Annotated in this window: 13 protein-coding genes; 11 read left to right on the top strand and 2 right to left on the bottom strand. The window is 56.9% G+C overall.

Going from position 1 to position 18,375, the window contains the following annotated elements; all coding sequences use genetic code 11:
• Positions 1-81: 81 nt before the first annotated feature.
• The 5 genes from MJO47_RS13955 to hypF all read left to right on the top strand — a co-directional run bounded on the left by MJO47_RS13955 (position 82) and on the right by hypF (position 8,752).
• Positions 82-2,571 (top strand): PAS domain-containing sensor histidine kinase, encoded by a 2,490-nt coding sequence (locus MJO47_RS13955; RefSeq protein ID WP_253961724.1) that lies wholly within the window; start codon positions 82-84, stop codon positions 2,569-2,571.
• 152 nt (positions 2,572-2,723) lie between these two features.
• Positions 2,724-4,112: a sigma-54 dependent transcriptional regulator gene (locus MJO47_RS13950; RefSeq protein ID WP_253961723.1), complete on the top strand. Its 1,389-nt coding sequence runs from the start codon at positions 2,724-2,726 to the stop codon at positions 4,110-4,112.
• Positions 4,090-4,383 (top strand): hypothetical protein, encoded by a 294-nt coding sequence (locus tag MJO47_RS13945; RefSeq protein ID WP_253961722.1) that lies wholly within the window; start codon positions 4,090-4,092, stop codon positions 4,381-4,383. The genes MJO47_RS13950 and MJO47_RS13945 overlap by 23 nt, the downstream gene beginning before the upstream one ends.
• Before the next feature lie 174 nt (positions 4,384-4,557).
• Positions 4,558-6,300 carry a DASS family sodium-coupled anion symporter gene (locus MJO47_RS13940; protein ID WP_253961721.1) on the top strand — a complete coding sequence of 581 codons (1,743 nt, stop codon included), beginning with the start codon at positions 4,558-4,560 and terminating at the stop codon, positions 6,298-6,300.
• Positions 6,301-6,460: 160 nt separating this feature from the next.
• Positions 6,461-8,752, top strand: a complete 2,292-nt coding sequence (gene hypF, locus MJO47_RS13935; RefSeq protein WP_253961720.1) for a carbamoyltransferase HypF — start codon at positions 6,461-6,463, stop codon at positions 8,750-8,752.
• A gap of 3 nt (positions 8,753-8,755) precedes the next feature.
• On the opposite strand, the gene pfkA is transcribed toward hypF, so the two are convergent.
• Positions 8,756-9,718: a 6-phosphofructokinase gene (pfkA, locus tag MJO47_RS13930; RefSeq protein WP_253961719.1), complete on the bottom strand. Its 963-nt coding sequence runs from the start codon at positions 9,716-9,718 to the stop codon at positions 8,756-8,758.
• A gap of 178 nt (positions 9,719-9,896) precedes the next feature.
• Between pfkA and lon the strand changes: the two genes are divergently transcribed.
• The 6 genes from lon (at position 9,897) to MJO47_RS13900 (ending at position 17,601) form a co-directional block, all read left to right on the top strand.
• Complete coding sequence (gene lon, locus MJO47_RS13925; RefSeq protein WP_253961718.1) at positions 9,897-12,275, top strand: endopeptidase La; 2,379 nt, start codon at positions 9,897-9,899, stop codon at positions 12,273-12,275.
• Between the two features lie 120 nt (positions 12,276-12,395).
• Positions 12,396-13,895 (top strand): pitrilysin family protein, encoded by a 1,500-nt coding sequence (locus MJO47_RS13920; RefSeq protein ID WP_253961717.1) that lies wholly within the window; start codon positions 12,396-12,398, stop codon positions 13,893-13,895.
• Between the two features lie 2 nt (positions 13,896-13,897).
• Positions 13,898-15,322, top strand: a complete 1,425-nt coding sequence (locus tag MJO47_RS13915; RefSeq protein ID WP_253961716.1) for a pitrilysin family protein — start codon at positions 13,898-13,900, stop codon at positions 15,320-15,322.
• Between the two features lie 110 nt (positions 15,323-15,432).
• The gene (locus MJO47_RS13910; RefSeq protein ID WP_253961715.1) at positions 15,433-15,834 is read left to right on the top strand and encodes a DUF948 domain-containing protein; all 402 of its coding nucleotides are present in this window, start codon (positions 15,433-15,435) and stop codon (positions 15,832-15,834) included.
• 2 nt (positions 15,835-15,836) lie between these two features.
• On the top strand, positions 15,837-16,151 hold the full coding sequence (locus tag MJO47_RS13905) for a YtxH domain-containing protein (protein ID WP_253961714.1): 315 nt from the start codon (positions 15,837-15,839) through the stop codon (positions 16,149-16,151).
• Between the two features lie 73 nt (positions 16,152-16,224).
• Positions 16,225-17,601, top strand: a complete 1,377-nt coding sequence (locus tag MJO47_RS13900) for a YhjD/YihY/BrkB family envelope integrity protein (protein ID WP_253961713.1) — start codon at positions 16,225-16,227, stop codon at positions 17,599-17,601.
• Here MJO47_RS13900 and MJO47_RS13895 read toward each other — a convergent pair.
• Entirely contained in the window at positions 17,598-18,308 is a 711-nt protein-coding gene (locus MJO47_RS13895) for a UDP-2,3-diacylglucosamine diphosphatase (protein ID WP_253961712.1), read from the bottom strand. The genes MJO47_RS13900 and MJO47_RS13895 overlap by 4 nt on opposite strands.
• Positions 18,309-18,375 lie beyond the last annotated feature (67 nt).

Below are 18,375 nucleotides of genomic sequence, written 5' to 3'. Positions count from 1 at the left end.
TGTTTGTTTTTCGTTTAGCCTTGTCCTTTTCCCTGCTATACTCCCGCCATGCCACGCCTCAATCTGCACAAGAAACTCCTGATGGCTTTCTGGGTCATCTCTCTGGCTCCCCTTGTTTTCCTGGCGGTCAACTCGAATCAGAGCATACGGAAGGTCGAATCGATTCTGGTCGATAATGCTTCCACCGCTCTGGATGACCAGGCTGCCAAGGCCCTGGTTCTGCGCGCTCAAATGGTGGCCTCGGAGGTCAGTGCTTTTCTGCGAACAGCAGAAGCCGACCTTTTCGATCTAGCTGCTCTGCCTGTTTCTGCAACCTCTTATCTGGATTTTTACAGTCGTCACCGCCGGCAAATCTGGTATCGCAGCGGAACCAACGCAAACCCGGTGGAAAAGCGGGAGATCGTTCCTCTTTATTCGGAACTGGCTTTTATCGACGCCCAGGGACGGGAAACGCTCCGTATTGCCGCTGGAGAAGTCTCACCCATCCTGCGGGATGTCTCTCGTCCTGAAAACACGACCTACCTCTCGGAGACCTATTTCAGCGAAGCGCGACACTTGCCCGTCGGACAGGTCTACGTGTCTCGATTGACGGGTTGGCATGTGAATAAAGAGGACCAGCTTCAGGGCCAACCGACCCCGGAATCCGCCGTTGAGGGACGGTCCTACCAGGGCGTGATCCGATTTTCGACACCTCTCAGAAAGGAAAACGGCGACCTGCTGGGGGTGGTGGTTCTTTCCCTCGACCATCGGCATCTCATGGAGTTCACCCAGCACATTATCCCTACCGAAGAGCACTATGTCGTTTTTCCATCCTACGACAGCGGCAACTACGCCTTTATGTTCGATGATGAAGGCTGGATGATCACCCATCCCAAATACTGGGACATTCGTGGCCTGGACAATCGGGGACGGCTGGTGCCGCCCTACACCGTTGAATCGTCTCCCGAAGCGGTTGAAAAGGGCGTTATCCCCTACAATCTGCTTTTTGCCGGGTTTGTTCATCCCAACTATCCCGTGGCGGCTGCCGAGGTTTTTTCCGGGCGATCGGGGGTGGTCGATGTCACCAATGTCGGCGGGTCCCAGAAGATCATGGCCTATGCCCCCATTTTTTACGACCGGGGCGTTTACGCGGACAAAGGGGTCTTTGGGGGGGTAACCATTGGCGCCGAGCTAGCCAATTTCCACCGTCCGGCTCTGATGGCCTCGGCGTCGATCCGTCGGGAAATCAGTCGTTTTACCAGGCATTCCGGTCTGCTGATCACCGTGACCGGCTTAGTGGTCGTGCTGGCCGCTTATCTGCTTTCCCGCAGTATAGGACGCCCCCTGCTTCAACTGACCGAGGGGACGAAGGAGATGGCCAGGGGCAATCTCGATGCCAGGGTGACCGTCCAAAGCCACGACGAGGTCGGCGAGTTGGCTGAATCTTTCAATACGATGGCGAATGAATTACGCCGCCGTCATGAAAAGCTCGTCAAGACCCTGGCCGACCTGCGGAGCTCCCGCTATGAAATTTTGCGGGAGAGAAATTTCAAGGAGACCATTGTCGAGAATATTGAAACAGGCATTCTTACTCTGGATCCTGAAGGCCGGGTGACTTCGGCCAATAGCCCGGTTCTGCGTATCTTGAATCTCGAGCGGACGCCGAGCCCGATCCCCCTTGAGCAATCCCTGGAGGCTTGGCCGGAAATCTGGGAGGCTCTGGCCAAACCGCTGGCGGAAAGCCTGAGCGGTTTTTGGAGCCGATATTTCTATCTCGAGCGGGAAGGCAAGCACCAGACCTTTCGCATCGCCCTGCTTCCTGTGGCGTTCAGCGGCGAAAAAGGGCGCATTGTCACCGTTGAGGACCTGACGGAGCGAACCAATATGCGCCGGCGCATGGAGCGCATGGAGCGCCTCGCTTCCCTCGGCCGCCTGTCTGCGGGCATCGCCCATGAGATTCGAAATCCCCTGACGGGGGTCAGCCTACTGCTCGATGAACTGCACGACCGGTTGCTGCGGTTCCCCGAGGACCAGAATCTTATTCGTCGGGCCCTGGAAGAAATGGAGCGACTGGAAGGCCTGGTGAATGAACTGCTGAATTTTTCCGTTCCTTCCCAACCGTCATTGACGCGGATCGATGTTGCGGATGTCCTCCGCGAGACGCTTTTCCTCTGTCAGAAGCAACTGCAGAAGGCCGACATCGTGCTGCAAGAAGAGATCGCGACGAACCGTCCCCTTGTTCCTCTCGATTTCCCCAAAATGAAGCAGGCCTTTCTCAACCTCGTTACCAATGCCATTCAGGCCATGCCACAGGGAGGAATCCTTCGGGTGCTGGTCGGCTTTGGCGAGGAACAGGTCACCATTTCGTTCGTCGATACGGGGCAGGGTATCGCCCCTGACCTTATCCCCCTCATTTTTGAGCCTTTCTACACCAATAAGGGAGGCGGTACCGGTCTGGGACTCTCCATCACCCACAATATCGTGTCCGACCACGGTGGACGCATCGAGGTGGAAAGCCATCCCGGTGCCGGAAGCACCTTCACAATCTGGCTGCCTCTTCATCCCGAGGAGCGTGCAGGGCACGATAATTGAGCCTGTCTGCGTCAAGAATCTGCCCGTCTCGGGTGGCTAAAATCCACCATTTTTGATCTTGCCTTTCCCGCCATGCAAGCCTAGTATGTCCTCTTACTGGCGTTTTTCGGCCAGTGTCAAGCGACCTGAACGTAATGACCCGGAGTCAGTTTATGGAAAAAATTCTGATCGTGGATGACGAGGCGTTTATCCGCGAGAATCTCGAGCGTATTCTGTCAGAGGAAGGGTATCGCCCTTTTTCGACCGACAACGGTGACGATGCGCTGAAAAAAATAGCAGAGGAAGATGTCGATCTCGTCTTTCTTGACCTCAATCTGGGGAGTCAGAGCGGGCTCGACATCCTGCGGGCGATCAAGGAGGTCGACCCCAAGGTTCTGGTCATTATCATTACCGGTTATGGCACGGTGGAAAGCGCGGTTGAAGCGCTCAAGCTCGGGGCTTATGACTACATTAAGAAGCCTTTCAAGGCCGACGCCATCCGTCTGATTGTGCGTCTGGCCCTGGAGGCCCAGCACCTGCGGCGGGAAGTCCGCCAACTGCGCCGGGAAGGCAAAGACGCGCTCGGCGCGGCCGACATGGTGGGTTCCAGTCCTCAACTGCTGCAGATCTATCGTCAGATGCGCGAAGTCGCCAAACATGAAACGGCTACGGTGCTCATTACCGGTGAAAGCGGCACCGGCAAGGAGTTGGTCGCTCGCGGTATTCACAACCTGTCGCCGCGCAAAGAGCGCCCTTTCGTCGAGATCAACTGCGGTTCTTTGCCTTTCAACCTGCTGGAAACCGAGCTTTTCGGTCATGAAAGAGGGGCTTTTACCGACGCCAAGTCCCGCAAGATCGGCCTTTTTGAAGAGTCGAGCGGAGGGACTGTCTTTCTCGATGAAATCGGTGAGATGGACCTCAATCTGCAGGTCAAGCTTCTGCGTGTGCTCGAAGACCGCAAGATCAGGCGGTTGGGGGGCACACGCAATATCGATATCGACGTTCGGGTGATTGCCGCAACGAATCGGGATCTGAAAGAGGCTATTGCCGAAAAGAATTTCAGGGAAGACCTCTATTACCGTCTCAATGTTTTTCCCATTCACGTTCCGCCCCTGCGCGAGCGCCGTGAAGATATCCCGCCATTACTCGACTATTTCTTCAAGCGGTTCAGCGGAGAATTTAAAAAGAGCGTCCGCGAAATCTCCCGCGAAGCCCTGGACCTGCTTTTGCGCTATCGTTGGCCGGGCAACGTGCGCGAACTTCGTAATGTGGTTGAGCGCATCTGCATTATGAATCAGGGCGATGTTCTGACCCCGGAAACTCTGCCTCGTGAGATATGGGGGGATGCGCCGGTTGAAAAGGCCAGCTTCCAATTTGATATCCCCCCTGAAGGGATTCTGTTCGAGCAGATCGTCGAGCAGGTCGAAAAAGAGCTTATCGCCAGGGCGATTCAGATTACGGGCGGCAATGTGGCCAAAACCGCTCGTCTGCTCAACGTTCCCCGCGGAACGCTCCGATACAAGCTGGAAAAATACGAACTTGGCGGTGATGATTCACCCTAGACTTGTGCCGTTCGGTGCTTACTCTCAGCCGACTGATCAGCCTCCTCCGGTGTCGGGGGAGGTTTTTTTATTGAAAGACCGATCTTTTGTAGGAAAATCGAGTTTGTTTGCTGTCAGCTGCCTTTATCGTGACGTGTGGCCAAAAAAAACCATTCCAGAGGCGCTTTCTATGGGGATTGAAATTTTTTGGAGCCGCATGGTGGCTAAAAAAAGCCATATTATGCCTTGCTCTATGACTTTTATTGGGCATAAATTTATAACAGTATTTTAGATTTGAGGTCGAAGTTTAATGAAAAAATGGTGTAAAAACAGTCGTGTATACGGCTTGTGATACATGGTCCCGGTGCATTTCCAACTCCTTGGCACTAGGGTTGCTTACAGGTAACCGTTCTTGACGCCGATGCTCTGTCCAGGCTGTCATTATCCCGTTGCAAGGAGAGATTATATGTTTTCTGCACTGATGGACCGTCTCTGGAGTATGCATGATGAGACGAAGAAGCTCGTTCTTTTTGACCCGAAGGCTCTGATCAAGGACATCAAAAAGAATTTCGTCTTCAACAGCTCCAACCCCGAGCATGATGCCGACCTGTCCGAAGAGCTCGATGATGCGCCGGCAGAACATGCCCGTCGGATAAAATCGAGCCCCGGTGGGGTAGAAGAAGGGGAGCCACGGGAATACACGAATCGCCAAAAGATCGGTTTATATCTTGGTCCCATACTGATGGTTCTTATGCTTGTGGTCCCCACACCGACCGGGATGACGCCTGATGCGCAGAAAATGGCCTCCATTGCGCTACTCATGGCCTGCTGGTGGATGTGTGAATCTATCCCCATCCCGGCGACCAGTCTGTTGCCCATCGCCCTTTTTCCGCTTTTCGGGGTCATGCCCACGGGTAAAGCGACCGCTCCCTATGCCAGCCACCTGATTTTCCTGTTCATGGGCGGTTTTATCATCGCCCTGGCCATGCAGCGCTGGAACCTGCACCGGCGCATCGCCATGAACATCGTCAAGACGGTCGGTTTTTCGCCGAGTCGGCTGATTTTCGGTTTCATGGTGGCGACGGCGGTGCTGTCGGCCTTTGTTTCTAATACCGCTACCGCTGTCATGATGATGCCTATCGGCCTGGCTATTATCAGCCATGTGGTGGAAGAGGGTAAAAAGGAAGGGTTGGACAAAGTCATTGATTTCTCCCCCGAACACTTTGCCTTCGGCCTGAATCTGATGCTGGGTATTGCCTACGCCGCCTCTATCGGTGGCATTGCCACCCTGATTGGCACCCCTCCCAATACGGTGCTGGCCGGATATCTCCAGAAGACCTACGGATATGAGATCACTTTTGCCAAATGGCTCCTGGTCGGTGTACCCCTGGTGGTGGTCATGCTGCCGCTGACCTGGCTGTGGTTGACCCGGGTGGCCAATCCCATGAAACTGAAAAAGGTGCCGGGGGGGCGCGACCTGATCAATGCCGAGCTCAGGGAGATGGGCCCCATGAACAGCGGGGAAAGGTGGACGGCGCTGGTCTTTACCCTGACCGCTCTGGCCTGGATTTTCCGCAAACAGATTGGGTTTCTCTTCCCCGATCCCAAAATGGTCACCGATGCGGCTATCGGCATGACGGGTGCTCTGCTTCTTTTCCTTATCCCCATCAACATGAAAAAAAACACCTTCGTCATGGATTGGCATTGGGCTTCCAAAATGCCCTGGGGGGTACTGATTCTTTTCGGCGGTGGTCTTGCGTTGGCCGACGGTTTCAAGGTGACCAAGCTCGCCGACTGGATCGGCAGCCAGGTCAGTTTGCTGGAGAACGCCCCGATTTTCATACTGGTTGTCGCCGTGGCCACCCTGATCATCTTCCTGACGGAACTGACCTCCAACACGGCCACGGCCGCCATGGTCATGCCCATTCTGTCGGCGGTGGCCATCGGCCTGGGGCAAAATCCCCTGCTGTTGGTCGTGCCCGCCGCCATCGCCGCTTCCTGCGCCTTTATGCTGCCCGTGGCGACGCCGCCCAACGCCATTGTCTTCGGTTCCGGCTATGTTACGATTCCGCAGATGGTCAAGAGCGGTTTTGGCCTCAACATCATCGGCATCGTCCTGGCCGTCGCCATCACGTATGTTCTGGTCATGCCGGTCTTTGGCGTTGTCGTCGATCAGTTGCCTCAATGGGTGGTGGCCGTCGCTAAATAACCAGCAGGAAATAAATCGTTTGTGACCCTGCCCCCTCAGGGTCTTTGCGCCCCGTTCCAAGCCCTCCTCCGGAACGGGGTTTTTTTATTCGCCAGTGGCGATCCAGACCACGTTGCGCCCGGCCTCAGACAGTGGTAGAAATAAGAGTCCGGAGGCCGCCATGAACACCTTGCTGCGTCACAGAATAGAGGTCAGAGGAATCGTCCAGGGTGTTGGGTTCAGGCCCTTCGTTTACCAGACGGCCGCGCGATTCGGCCTGTCGGGTTGGGTCCTCAATGACTCCGATGGCGTGGTGATCGAGGTGGAAGGGGAGAAAACGCACCTCGACACCTTTGCCTCGGTTTTGCGGGAAGAGCCACCCCCCCTGGCGGCTGTGGCAGAGGTCCATATCGAGGAGGTTGCGGTAAAAGGTGGGGCGGGTTTTGACATCCTACAGAGCCAGAGGCACCGGCATCGCGCCACCGAAATTTCTCCTGACACCTTCGTCTGTACCGATTGCCTGACCGAACTTTTTGATCCCGCCGACCGCCGCTACCGCTATCCCTTCATCAATTGCACCAACTGTGGACCCCGCTACACCCTCGTCACCGATGTCCCCTACGACCGCGGCTACACAACCATGGCCGGGTTTGCGATGTGTCCAGCCTGTCAGCGCGAATATGACGACCCTTCTTCCCGCCGCTTTCATGCGCAGCCCAACGCCTGTCCGGACTGCGGTCCACAAGTCCTCTTGCGGGATGCCTCTGGGCAGGTGGTGGATACCACCGATCCTGTAAGTGAGGCGGTCTCTCTTCTCTCGCAAGGCTGTATTCTGGCCGTGAAAGGGGTTGGTGGCTATCATCTGGCGGTCGATCCCTGCCATGAGCAGGCTTTGCGGAGACTGCGGCGCCGCAAAGGCCGCGATGAAAAGCCTTTTGCCCTGATGGTGGCCGACGTGAGCACGGCGCAGCGTCTTGCTGTGCTGGACGAGGAAAGCAGGCGGCTGCTGGAGAGTACCGAACGCCCGATCGTCCTGCTGCCGCAGCGGCCCGGACATGGGCTCTCGCCGCAAGTCGCTCCGCATAATCGCTATTTCGGTCTCATGCTTCCCTATACGCCCTTGCACTATCTGCTTTTTCAGGACTTTTTCAGCGCCCTCGTCATGACCAGCGCCAACTTCAGCGAAGAGCCCATTGTCTTTCGGGATGAAGACGCGCAGGGAACTCTCCGTAGTTTGGCCGACTACACCCTGGAGCACAACCGTCCTATCCACATCCGCACCGACGATTCCATCGCCCGCATTCTTGGCGGGCGGGGCCTTTTGCTGCGCCGTTCCCGTGGGTTTGTGCCAAGAGCGCTTCGCCTGATCCGTCAGACGGAACCGGTGCTGGCCGTGGGGGCCGAGCTCAAAAACACTCTGTGTCTGACGCGTGGCCAGCAGGCCTATCTGAGTCAACATATCGGCGACCTCCAAAGTCCCGAGGTTTTTCGCTCTTTCCTGCAGACCTACGATCACTTCCGCCATATTCTCGGGGTTGATCCCGATATCGTGGCCCATGATCTCCACCCCGATTATCAGTCGACAGCTTTTGCCCAGCAATTGCAGGACAAGATGCTGGTGGGAGTCCAGCATCATCATGCGCATATGGCCAGCTGCCTGGCGGAAAACTGCTTTGACGGGGAAGCCATTGGCGTTGTCTTTGACGGAGCCGGTTACGGCGAGGATGGTCAGGTCTGGGGTGGTGAATTTCTGCTGGGGGATTGTCGGGATTTCCGGCGTGCCGGGCATCTGGCCTATCTGCCCATGCCGGGGGGAGATGCGGCAACGCGAGAACCGCTGCGCATGGGACTCAGCGCCCTTTTTTATGCTTTTGGCAGAGAGTTGCCCAGCCATCCTCTCGTGGAGAGTCTTCCGCAGTCTGAAGTAGAGTTTTATCTGCAGATGATGGAACGTCGCCTCAATACGCCGCTGACCTCGAGTTGCGGCCGTCTCTTCGATGCGGTGGCAGCTTTGGCCGGGCTGCGCTACCGGGTGAGCTACGAGGGGCAGGCGGCGCTCGAACTGGAAATGGCGCTCCCGGAAAACCCGGGCGAGGAGGCCTATCCCTTTGTGTTCGAGAAAGTAGGGGAGGAACTGATTGTCAATCCTGCCAAGGTATTTCGGGCCGTGGCAGACGACAGCTGGCAGGGTGTGGATACCAGCCGCATCAGCCTCCGTTTTCATAACGGGCTCGCCCGTCTGATTCTGGATGCCTGCCGGAGTCTGCGGGATCAATATGGGTTGAAGGCCGTGGCTTTGACCGGCGGGGTTTTTCAGAACCGCTATCTGACGGAAAAGGCGAGGGCTCTTCTGCTGGAGGACGGGTTCCGCGTTCTTCTCCATTCCCTCGTCCCACCCAATGATGGCGGTATCTCCCTGGGACAGGCCGTGGTGGCGGCGCGGCGGACCGAAGCCGGCCGGGCGGGTTGCTGAGGGTCAGATACCGAGGATCTGGGCCAACTGCAAAAGAACCTGATCGATCGGCCGCAGTCCTGAGGTCAGAACTTTCTCCAGCTCGGTAAAAGTGACTTTGCCGCAACTGAGGCCGACCATCTTTCCCGATTCCCCTCTCCTCAGCGCTTCGACTGTACTGGCTCCGAAACGGGCGGCGAGAACACGGTCAAACGTGCTGGGCGATCCCCCGCGCTGATAATGCCCCAAGACCATGATGCGGGTTTCAAAGCCGACCTTGTCCTTGATCTGCTCGGCGATGCTCTGGGCCTGTCCCACCCCTTCGGCGACCATGATGATCGAATTGTCCCGCCCCTCCTCAAAGCGCCGCTTGAGATTGGCGCAGATCGCTTCGATATCATAAGGGATCTCCGGAATGAGAGCATGCTCGGCCCCGCAGGCAATGGCGGCCACCACCGCCAGATAACCACATTTTCTGCCCATGGTTTCCACCAGAAAAGCACGGTCGTGGGACGAAGCGGTGTCTTTGAGGCAGTCGACGGCGTGGATGATATTGTTCAGCGCGGTGTCGACCCCCAGGGACATATCGGTAAAGGGAATGTCGTTGTCAATGGAGGCGGGGATGCCGATAACCGGGATGCCCCGAGCATGCAGGGCCAAAGCGCCGCGCAGGGAACCGTCTCCGCCGATGACGACCAGTCCCTCCACCTGGTGCCTTTGCAAGGTGACCACCGCCGCTTCAAGACCGCCGGGCGAATGCATTTCAGGGCAGCGGGCACTCTGCAAAAATGTGCCGCCGCGTTGCAGAATACCGCTGACTGAGCGAGTCGTCAGTGGTTCGGCCAGGTCGTGGATCAGACCGTAATAGCCCTTTTGAAAACCAACGATATTAAGGTCTGCCGAAAGAGCCGTGCGAACCACCGCCCTTATAGCGGCGTTCATTCCCTGGCAGTCACCGCCACTGGTTAAAACAGCTAGTTTTTTCATAGGGGCCTCTTTATTAAAAACAAGGTTGTCTCCACCCACCATTCATGAGTTAACCACCGTCCGGCTTTTTGTCAAAGTCCGGTTCCGGCCGTTTGACAGCCATGGGGGGACTGATATCTTGAAAGGAGAGAAAAAGCGAGTTTATCGAAGGTGTAAACCCTAGGTGCAGGAATCTTTCATGAAAGAAAGTCCTCTGACGATACCCTCGATTCTTCCAGTGCATCCCATGCGGGAACAGGTTGTCTTTCCTCGTATGCTCTTTCCTCTTTTTGTCCAGGCTCGCGACATGAAAGCCCTCGACCGGGCCATGGCCTCAGAGCGCTTGCTGGTGCTGGCTCCCTGCCCTCATGGCGGGGAGGGGGTTTTTGATGAGTTGAGCCCGGTGGCCACCGTGGTGCGCATCAACCAGCTGTCTCGTTTTCCCGAGGGAGGTTGCAAGGCGGTGGTCGAAGGTCTGCATCGCGTTCAGATGACGCGATGCATTCAAAATGACACTTGCCTGCTGGCCCATATCCAGATGCTGCCAGAACGAAAAGCCGTCGGGCCGGTGGCGGAATCCCTGATACAGGGAGTCGGCATTCTCCTTAAAATCGCTATGGCTTCCGGGCGCCCTTTGCCTGAAAGCGCTGTCAAGATCGTCGAGGAGGCGGACGATGCCGGACATCTTGCCGATCTGATAGCTGTCTATCTTGGTCTACCGCTGGCCGAACAGGATCGGGTTCTCGCTATACTCGACCCGCTGGAACGTCTCAAAGACGTCTATCTGCGCCTTACCGACGAAGTGCAGAAATTGCAGGTGCGTGGGGAAATTCAGACGGAGGTGGCGCGCCGTCTGGGCAAAACCCAGAAGGAATATCTGCTGCGGGAACAGATGCGGCAGATTCAGGAGGAGCTTGGCGATGAAGACCCGCGTCAGTCCGAGATCGCCGATTTTCGCCGCCGCCTGCAAGAAGAAGAGATGCCCGCCGAAGCAAAAAACATAGCGGAAAAGGAAATCAACCGTCTGGAACGCATGGGGGCCGCCTCTCCCGAATACAACATCTGTCGTACCTACGTGGAGTATCTTTTTTCGGTGCCCTGGTCGATGGCAACGGATGACACGCTCGATATCGTGCAGGCCGAAGAGGTGCTGGACGAAGACCATTACGATCTGAAGGAGATCAAGGAGCGTGTGCTCGAATTCTTGGCCGTTCGTTCTTTGCGCGAGACGAGTAAAGGCCCCATCCTCTGCTTTGTCGGGCCACCGGGGGTGGGAAAGACTTCGCTAGGGCGCTCCATCGCCAGGGCCATGGGGCGCCGTTTCATTCGCATGTCTCTGGGGGGAATGAAGGATGAAGCCGAAATCCGCGGCCATCGAAGAACCTATATCGGCGCCATGCCTGGTCGCATCATTCAGGAAATCTGTCGCTGTGGGGCCAATAACCCGGTTTTCATGCTCGATGAGGTGGACAAGATCGGTCACGATTTTCGGGGAGACCCCTCCTCGGCCCTGCTGGAGGTGCTCGATCCGGAGCAGAATGGCAGCTTTTGCGACCACTATCTTGACGTCCCCTTCGATCTGAGCCGTGTCCTGTTCATCACCACCGCCAACCAGATGGATACCGTCCCGCCGGCGCTCAGGGACCGCCTGGAGATCATCGGTCTCTCCGGCTACAGTGACGAGGAGAAGATTCAGATCGCTGTTCGTTATCTTATTCCGAAGCAGTTGGATGAAAACGGCCTGGCCAACCACCCCCTGAAGTTTGCCGAGTCATCTCTTCGACTGATTATCAGAAATTACACCCGTGAAGCAGGGGTCCGCGGTTTCGAACGCGCTCTTGCCTCGATCTGCCGCAAGGTCGCCAGGGAGGTCAGCCAGAAAAAGCCCATACCTCAGGCCATTTCGCCTGCACTGGTCGAAAATATGCTGGGGCCGCGCCGCTATTTCAGTGATGTCGCCGCGGAAGAGGACAGGGTCGGAGTGGTCACCGGGCTGGCCTGGACTGAGGCTGGCGGCGATATTATTTTCATCGAAGCCACCTGTATGGAGGGGCAAAAGGAGTTGATTCTGACCGGAAGTCTTGGCGTCGTTATGCAGGAATCGGCTAAGACCGCCTTATCCTATGTCAAGGCGCACGCCGCTGATTTCGACCTTGAACCCCAGGCCTTTGATGCCAAGGATATCCATATCCATGTTCCCGGCGGAGCTATTGCCAAAGATGGTCCCTCGGCCGGAGTGGCTCTCGCTACGGCGCTGATTTCCCTTCTTGGCGGTCGCCCCGCGCGCCGGGAGGTCGCCATGACCGGGGAGCTGACTCTCTCCGGCCGCATTCTGCCCATTGGCGGGGTCAGGGAGAAGGTCCTGGCGGCCCGTCGGGCAGGGGTCAGGACCGTCCTGTTGCCGGAAGCCAATCGGGCTCACCTGCGGGACCTTGACGACGATTTGGGTCAGGATGTACGCGTGATTTTCGTCAGGACCCTGCAGGACGTCATTCGCCAGACCCTGCTGCCTGCGGTCAGATCCCCAGGCCTGCTCTACCGTTCCTCGACCAGCGCCCCTTCTATCTCCGCTCCCTGAAACCCGCCGGAAAGACCTGTTCTGTCACCGAAGCCTTGGCGTGCAGATTTTCTTTATGCTACCCTGCAAAAAGTCGGTAAAAACCGCGTCTGTTGAATCCTTATCATGCAAGGAGATCCGATGATCCGTCCGTCCTTTAAACGTCTGGGCCTGTTTCTGCTTCTGACCGGCCTGCTCTGTCTGCCGTCCGTCGCCACGGCGGAAACCCTCGAAGCCAAAGTTAAAGAACATACTCTGGCCAACGGACTGAAGCTATTGCTGGTGGAACGCCATGACTCGCCTACCTTTGCCGCCTATATTACCCTTGGTGTGGGAGCCACCGACGAAACCAGCGAAAATCGCGGGGTGGCCCACCTGCTTGAGCACATGCTCTTTAAAGGGACCAAGACGCTGGGGACGACCGATTACCAGAAGGAAAAGCCGCTTTTGGAAGCCATCGAACGCACGGCTGTTCAACTGGATGCCTTAAAGAGAGCGGGGGACCAGGCTGACCCTGATGCCCTGGCCCGCCTGCAAGGGGAACTTGAAGCCTTGCAGGAGCGCCACCGGGAGTTTGTGGTCAAAGATGAGTTCAGCCGGATTTACGCCGAAAACGGCGGGGTAGGGTACAATGCCTTCACCAGCAAGGATCTGACGACCTACCTGATCTCGCTGCCGGCCAACAAGCTGGAGCTCTGGGCCGCCATCGAGTCCGATCGCATGAAAAACGCCGTCCTGCGTGAATTTTACACGGAGCGGGAGGTTGTGCAGGAGGAGCGCCGGCGGTCCTACGAGACGAATCCGGCCGGCATGCTCTACGAAAATCTGCTCGCCACGGCTTTCACCATGCACCCCTATCGCTATCCCATTATCGGCTGGCACTCGGATATTGCCAACCTGACCCTGGCCAAGACGCGGGCCTTTCATGACGCCTACTATGCCCCGGTCAATACTGTCATCGCCCTGGTTGGCGATATCGATGCCGAGGAGGCGATCGCTACGGTGGAAAGGTATTTCGGCGACATCCCGCCGGGGATCCCGGTGGCCGGAGTTGAGGCCGTCGAGCCGGCCCAGCGCGGCGAGAAGCGCATTCATCTCACGTTCGAAGCCGAGCCCCAGCTGCAGGTGGCTTTCCACAAGCCGACCCTGCCAGAGCGCGACGATTATATCTTCGATCTGATTGATCTTATCCTCGGCCAGGGCCGTACCTCCCGGCTCTATCGATCGCTGGTGGTGGAAAAACAACTGGCTACGTCCGTCTCGACCTATTCGGCTCCCGGCTCGCGGTATCCCAATCTCTTTGTTATTTCGGCCGTTCCGCGCTATCCCCATTCCCTGGCCGAAGTGGAGGCCGCCATCTATGAGGAGCTCGACCGTATTGCCCGCGAGCCCGTATCCGAGCAAGAGCTGGAGCGGGCTCGCAATCGCCTCCGAGCCGACCGTCTGCGCTATCTCAAAGGCAACAGCGGCCTCGCCCGCATGCTGACCTTTTACCAGACCGTCGCGGGAGACTGGCGCTATCTGGTGAACTATGACCGGGTGATGGAAACCATCACCGCCGAGGAGATTGTCGAGGTCGCCCGCCGCTATTTTCGGACGGAAAACCGCACGGTGGCCAGCCTGAGCAAGGAAGGGATTTGAGCATGACGAGGATCAAGGTTTGTTTTCTGGCTCTGCTGGCGTTCGGGGTTACTGCCTGTCTGCCGGCAGAAAAAGTGGTCAATCCCCGGCAGCTTTCCTTTGCGCCCCTGACGTTTCAGGTCCCGGATGTGGAGCGGCTTACTCTGCCCAACGGCATCCGCCTTTATTTGAAGGAAGACTCTGAATTGCCGCTGGTCGATGTTACGGCCATGGTGGGGGCGGGCAGTATTGGAGACCCCAGGGACAAAGTCGGACTGGGAAATCTCTTCGCCGCCGCCCTGCGGACGGGGGGGGCTGGGGACTTTCCTCCCGACCTTTTTGAGGAATCTCTGGAATTTCTCGCCGCTGATCTGTCCGTGGCAACATCCACCTATGACACCACGTTGCATCTGTCGGTGCCGGCCAAAGACTTCGAGAAGGGCCTGGAGCTTTTCGCCCAGCTCCTTCTGGTCCCCCGTTTTGAGCCGGAACGTCTTGAGGTTTCCCGCAAACAGGCCCTGGAGGGACTGCGCCGCCAGGATGACATGCCGGGCTCCCTGGCCCAAAGGGCCCTTATGGCCGCCCTTTATCCCGGACATCCCCTGGGGACACACCCCGAGGAAAAAAGCCTGCAGGCCATAGAGCGTCAGGATCTGCTCGATTTTCATCACAGGTACTTCAAGCCGGGCAACCTCTGGCTGGCCATTTCCGGTGATTTCGATCGCGCGCAGCTGTTGAGCCGTCTGCAAGCCCTGTTCGGACACTGGGCGGCTGATGATTTCGTTCCCCAGACTGTCCCCGCCGTACCGAAGTCCGCGGCGCCGGCTCTGTGGGTAGCCGACAAGGACATTCCCCAGACGACCATTCTGCTGGGAGAGGTCGGTCTTGAAAAATCGGCTCCCGATCTGCAGGCCGCCCGCGTCATGAACTATATTCTTGGTGGCGGCGGTTTCAACGCGCGGCTCATGCGGGAAATCCGTTCCAACCGGGGGCTGGCCTATTCTGTTTACTCCTATTACCAGATTGGCAGAAGACTTCCCGGTCCTTTTGTTGCCGGCAGCGAAACCAAAAGCAGCTCCACGCTGGAAGTGGTGCAGCTGATGCTTGCCAATATGGAACGCATGCGGCAGGAACCGGTCAGTGAAGAAGAGCTGCGTCTGGCCAAGGAGAGTCTCATCAATTCCTTTGTCTTTGCTTTCACCGATACGCACGAGGTTGTCACCCAGACCATGCGTCTCGACTTTTATGACTACCCCGCCGACTATCTGGAAACCTATCGGGACAAGGTGGCCGAGGTGACAGTTGCGGATGTACAGGCTGCCGCCAACCGGTATCTGCACCCCGATTCGCAGGCTATTGTTCTGGTAGGGGAGGGCGAGGGTTTCGCCGAGTTGGGTGCTGCGCTGGACCGACCAGTCCAGTATATCCCGCCCTCCGTTGGACCTTGAGAGGTGCTGCATTTTTTGGATAAGCAATTCATTTTATTGCAAAAAGATCAGGGTGTGCTCTAATTGTTTCAGGCCAAGGTTCCCTTGAGTTGCCATTTACCGGAGGTGCCATGACGGTTGAAATTGATATCCTTGCCTTGATTGTCGTCGTTGCGGCCGTTCTGGTCGTCGCTTTTTTAATCCCGATGATGGTTCAGGCCAAAAAAACCGCTCGGCAGATCGATGAGTTCATCACGCTGGCCCAGCGGGACATTCTGCCTATGTTGCGTGAACTGCGCGAGGCCTCTGAGCGGATCAACAAAGCCTCCGCCAAGGCCGAACAGGGTGTGGAGCAGGTGGAAGGGCTGATGCAGTCGGTAGGGGAGGTCGGTGATTCGATTCATCGGGTCAACCATTTCCTCCAACATGACGTGGGGCGCTACATGGGGAACGCGGCGGGTCTCTGGCTGGGCATTCGAGCCGCCAGCAAGGTGCTGCTCAGGGAAATGAACAAGGACAAAGGAGGTGACTGATTATGGCAGATGATTACAGAGGTTGTGGGGCTGGATCCGTTTTTCTGGCTTTTGTCATGGGTGCGGCTATCGGCGGGGGGATTGCCCTGTTGACAGCACCCCGTTCCGGTAGCGAGATGCGTGGGAAGATCCGGGATCTCAGTGACGAAACGCTGGACAGAGTGAGGGAACTCACCGATGAAGCGGAAGATCGCCTGAAAAGCGTCGTTGATGAAGGCCGCGACCTGTTGAATGAGAAGAAAGATCTGATTCAGGCGGCCATTGAGGCTGGCCGACAAGCCATGGAGGCCGAGAAGGCCAAGAAGAAAGAGGCTTGAGGCAAACCGACCAAAAAGCCCACGCTGACGTGGGCTTTTTGGTGTCTGGGATCAGAGGCGAAAGGGGCAATGCATGACCGAATGGAAGGAAACGTTCGAACGTCTGGTGCGCTTTGCCAAGACGGGCAATCTTGAACTTGACGAGGAGAGCGTGGGGCGCAAGAAAAGATTTCTGGTCAATCCGGCCAGGGTCGCCGCGCTGGTGTTCCATGATTTCTTCGCCGATGGTTGTCTTATCCGCGCCTCTGCGCTGACCTATACTACGCTCCTTTCCCTGGTGCCGCTGCTGGCCCTCATGTTTGCCCTGCTCAAAGGGCTTGGGGTCCAGAACACGCTGGAACCGATCATCCTGCAAAATCTGGCCGTCGGTTCGGAAGAGATCGTCTCGCAAGTGATCACCTACATCAACAATACCAATGTCGGGCGTCTGGGGATGGTCGGTCTTTTGGCCCTGCTCCTGACCGTGACCACCCTGATGACCAACATTGAGAAAAGTTTCAATCATATCTGGGGTGTGCAGGAAACCCGTCCTCTCATTCGCCGGTTCTCCGATTACTTCTCGGTACTCACCATTGGCCCCCTGCTGGTCATCGCCGCCATTTCCATCACCTCGACGCTGCAAAGCGAAACCTTTGGCGCCAAAATCGAGGCGCTGCCCTATGTCTGGCAGACCTTTCTGTTTTTTCTGAAATTTGTCCCTTATGTGGGGATGTGGATCGTTTTTACGGTTCTTTATCTGTTTATGCCTAATGGCAAGGTCAGCTACACGGCGGCTATTATTGGCGGCATCTTCGGCGGCACTCTCTGGCAGTTGGCCCAGTGGGCTTATGTGGAATTCCAGATCGGTATGGCGCGTTACAACGCCATTTACGGCACGATGGCGGCCCTGCCTATCCTCATGGTCTGGATCTATATCAGCTGGCTTATCGTCCTGCTGGGCCTCGAAGTGACCTATGCCTGGCAGCATCTGCGGCTTGTACCGAGCGAGGTGCGGGCCGAGCAGGTGAGCTACTCCTGCCGCCAGCATATCGCACTGGTCATTCTTCTGCTGGTGACCAAAAGATTCTATCGCGGGGAACCGGCCTGGACGCTGGAGGATTTTGCCTTGGAGTTGGGCTTGCCACCGCGTTTGGCTGACAATGTTCTCAGCCGTCTGGTGGATCTGGGGTTTTTGAACAAGGGTGGAGACGAGCGGGCCCCCTTGATCTATCAGCCAGGGCGCTCGCCTGCTAACCTGAAAGTTGTCGATATCCTGAAAGCTCTTGAAAATGAAGGAATTCGTTACGAAAGGATGCCCTCTTCGTCCGAAAGGCGATTTGTACGCGAACTGGAAGACCAGGTTAAAGAGGCGGTAACCGCCGCCCTTCAGGACGTTTCCCTGCAGGATTTGGTGAAACGCCTCGTTGGCGATAGCGATGAAAAACCGGAGAAAGATGCGGTGGACACTTAAAAAGTGCGCAGGGAAAAGGCGCCATCTTCATAAATGGCATAGCTGTACTGAGTGATCCAGTCTCCCAGGGCGATCAGCGTCCCCTGGGTGGATGACTCGAACAGGGGCGTGTGAAAATGACCAGTGATAACCGCCTGGTGACCTTCGGCGAAGAGACCTTGTGCGTGACGGTGCAGCGCTTGTTCGGGCAGATGAGGGCGGGGGGTGCCGCTGCGGCGCTCTTTGCTGCGCCGGCTGCCCCACTGCGAGATGGCCCAGGTCAGGTCGGGTGGGGCGATGGCCATAAGAAATTTCAGCAGGGGACTGCGTAGAAAACGTCTGAGCAGACGGTAGCCTTTGTCCTCCTGATCGACCAGATCGCCATGGCCGATGTAGACTTTCAAGCCGTCGATGGTGATGGAACCGCCGTCAGGGAGAATCCGACAGCCGAGTTCTTTCTTGAAGTAGGGACCGAGGTGGAAATCGTGATTGCCTTCGACATAAACGATTTCCACGCCCTGGCTTCTTAAGCGACGCAAGGTTTCAAGCAGGGGCACGTAGGAGGAAAAAACCACGCTTCGGTAGCCGACCCAAAATTCAAAGATGTCGCCAAGGAGATAGAGGGTGCGAGTCTCCGCTGCCTGCGAATCGAGAAAATGGAGAAGGCGCTGATAGTTGCTGTCAGCGGGTTTAAGCAGGTGGGCATCGGCGAGGAAGATATCTTTCATGAGGCGACTATAGTGAGCGTGAAAAGTAATGTCAAGCGGCCTGCAAAGGGCTGGTGTCAGCTTCATA

The sequence above is a fragment of the Desulfuromonas sp. KJ2020 genome (genome assembly GCF_024197615.1).
Classification (GTDB): Bacteria; Desulfobacterota; Desulfuromonadia; order Desulfuromonadales; family SZUA-540; genus SZUA-540.
The sequence above is the reverse complement of the archived record's forward strand: the minus strand, read 5'-3'. Positions and strand labels throughout refer to the sequence as shown.

Bases quoted from the DNA above. Each gene is read 5' to 3' on its own strand.
- MJO47_RS13920 (WP_253961717.1), top strand. From the start codon at position 12,396: ATGATCCGTCCGTCCTTTAAACGTCTGGGCCTGTTTCTGCTTCTGACC.
- MJO47_RS13905 (WP_253961714.1), top strand. From the start codon at position 15,837: ATGGCAGATGATTACAGAGGTTGTGGGGCTGGATCCGTTTTTCTGGCT.
- MJO47_RS13910 (WP_253961715.1), top strand. From the start codon at position 15,433: ATGACGGTTGAAATTGATATCCTTGCCTTGATTGTCGTCGTTGCGGCC.
- MJO47_RS13900 (WP_253961713.1), top strand. From the start codon at position 16,225: ATGACCGAATGGAAGGAAACGTTCGAACGTCTGGTGCGCTTTGCCAAG.
- MJO47_RS13940 (WP_253961721.1), top strand. From the start codon at position 4,558: ATGTTTTCTGCACTGATGGACCGTCTCTGGAGTATGCATGATGAGACG.
- MJO47_RS13895 (WP_253961712.1), bottom strand. From the start codon at position 18,308: ATGAAAGATATCTTCCTCGCCGATGCCCACCTGCTTAAACCCGCTGAC.
- MJO47_RS13950 (WP_253961723.1), top strand. From the start codon at position 2,724: ATGGAAAAAATTCTGATCGTGGATGACGAGGCGTTTATCCGCGAGAAT.
- hypF (WP_253961720.1), top strand. From the start codon at position 6,461: ATGAACACCTTGCTGCGTCACAGAATAGAGGTCAGAGGAATCGTCCAG.
- MJO47_RS13915 (WP_253961716.1), top strand. From the start codon at position 13,898: ATGACGAGGATCAAGGTTTGTTTTCTGGCTCTGCTGGCGTTCGGGGTT.
- MJO47_RS13955 (WP_253961724.1), top strand. From the start codon at position 82: ATGGCTTTCTGGGTCATCTCTCTGGCTCCCCTTGTTTTCCTGGCGGTC.
- pfkA (WP_253961719.1), bottom strand. From the start codon at position 9,718: ATGAAAAAACTAGCTGTTTTAACCAGTGGCGGTGACTGCCAGGGAATG.
- lon (WP_253961718.1), top strand. From the start codon at position 9,897: ATGAAAGAAAGTCCTCTGACGATACCCTCGATTCTTCCAGTGCATCCC.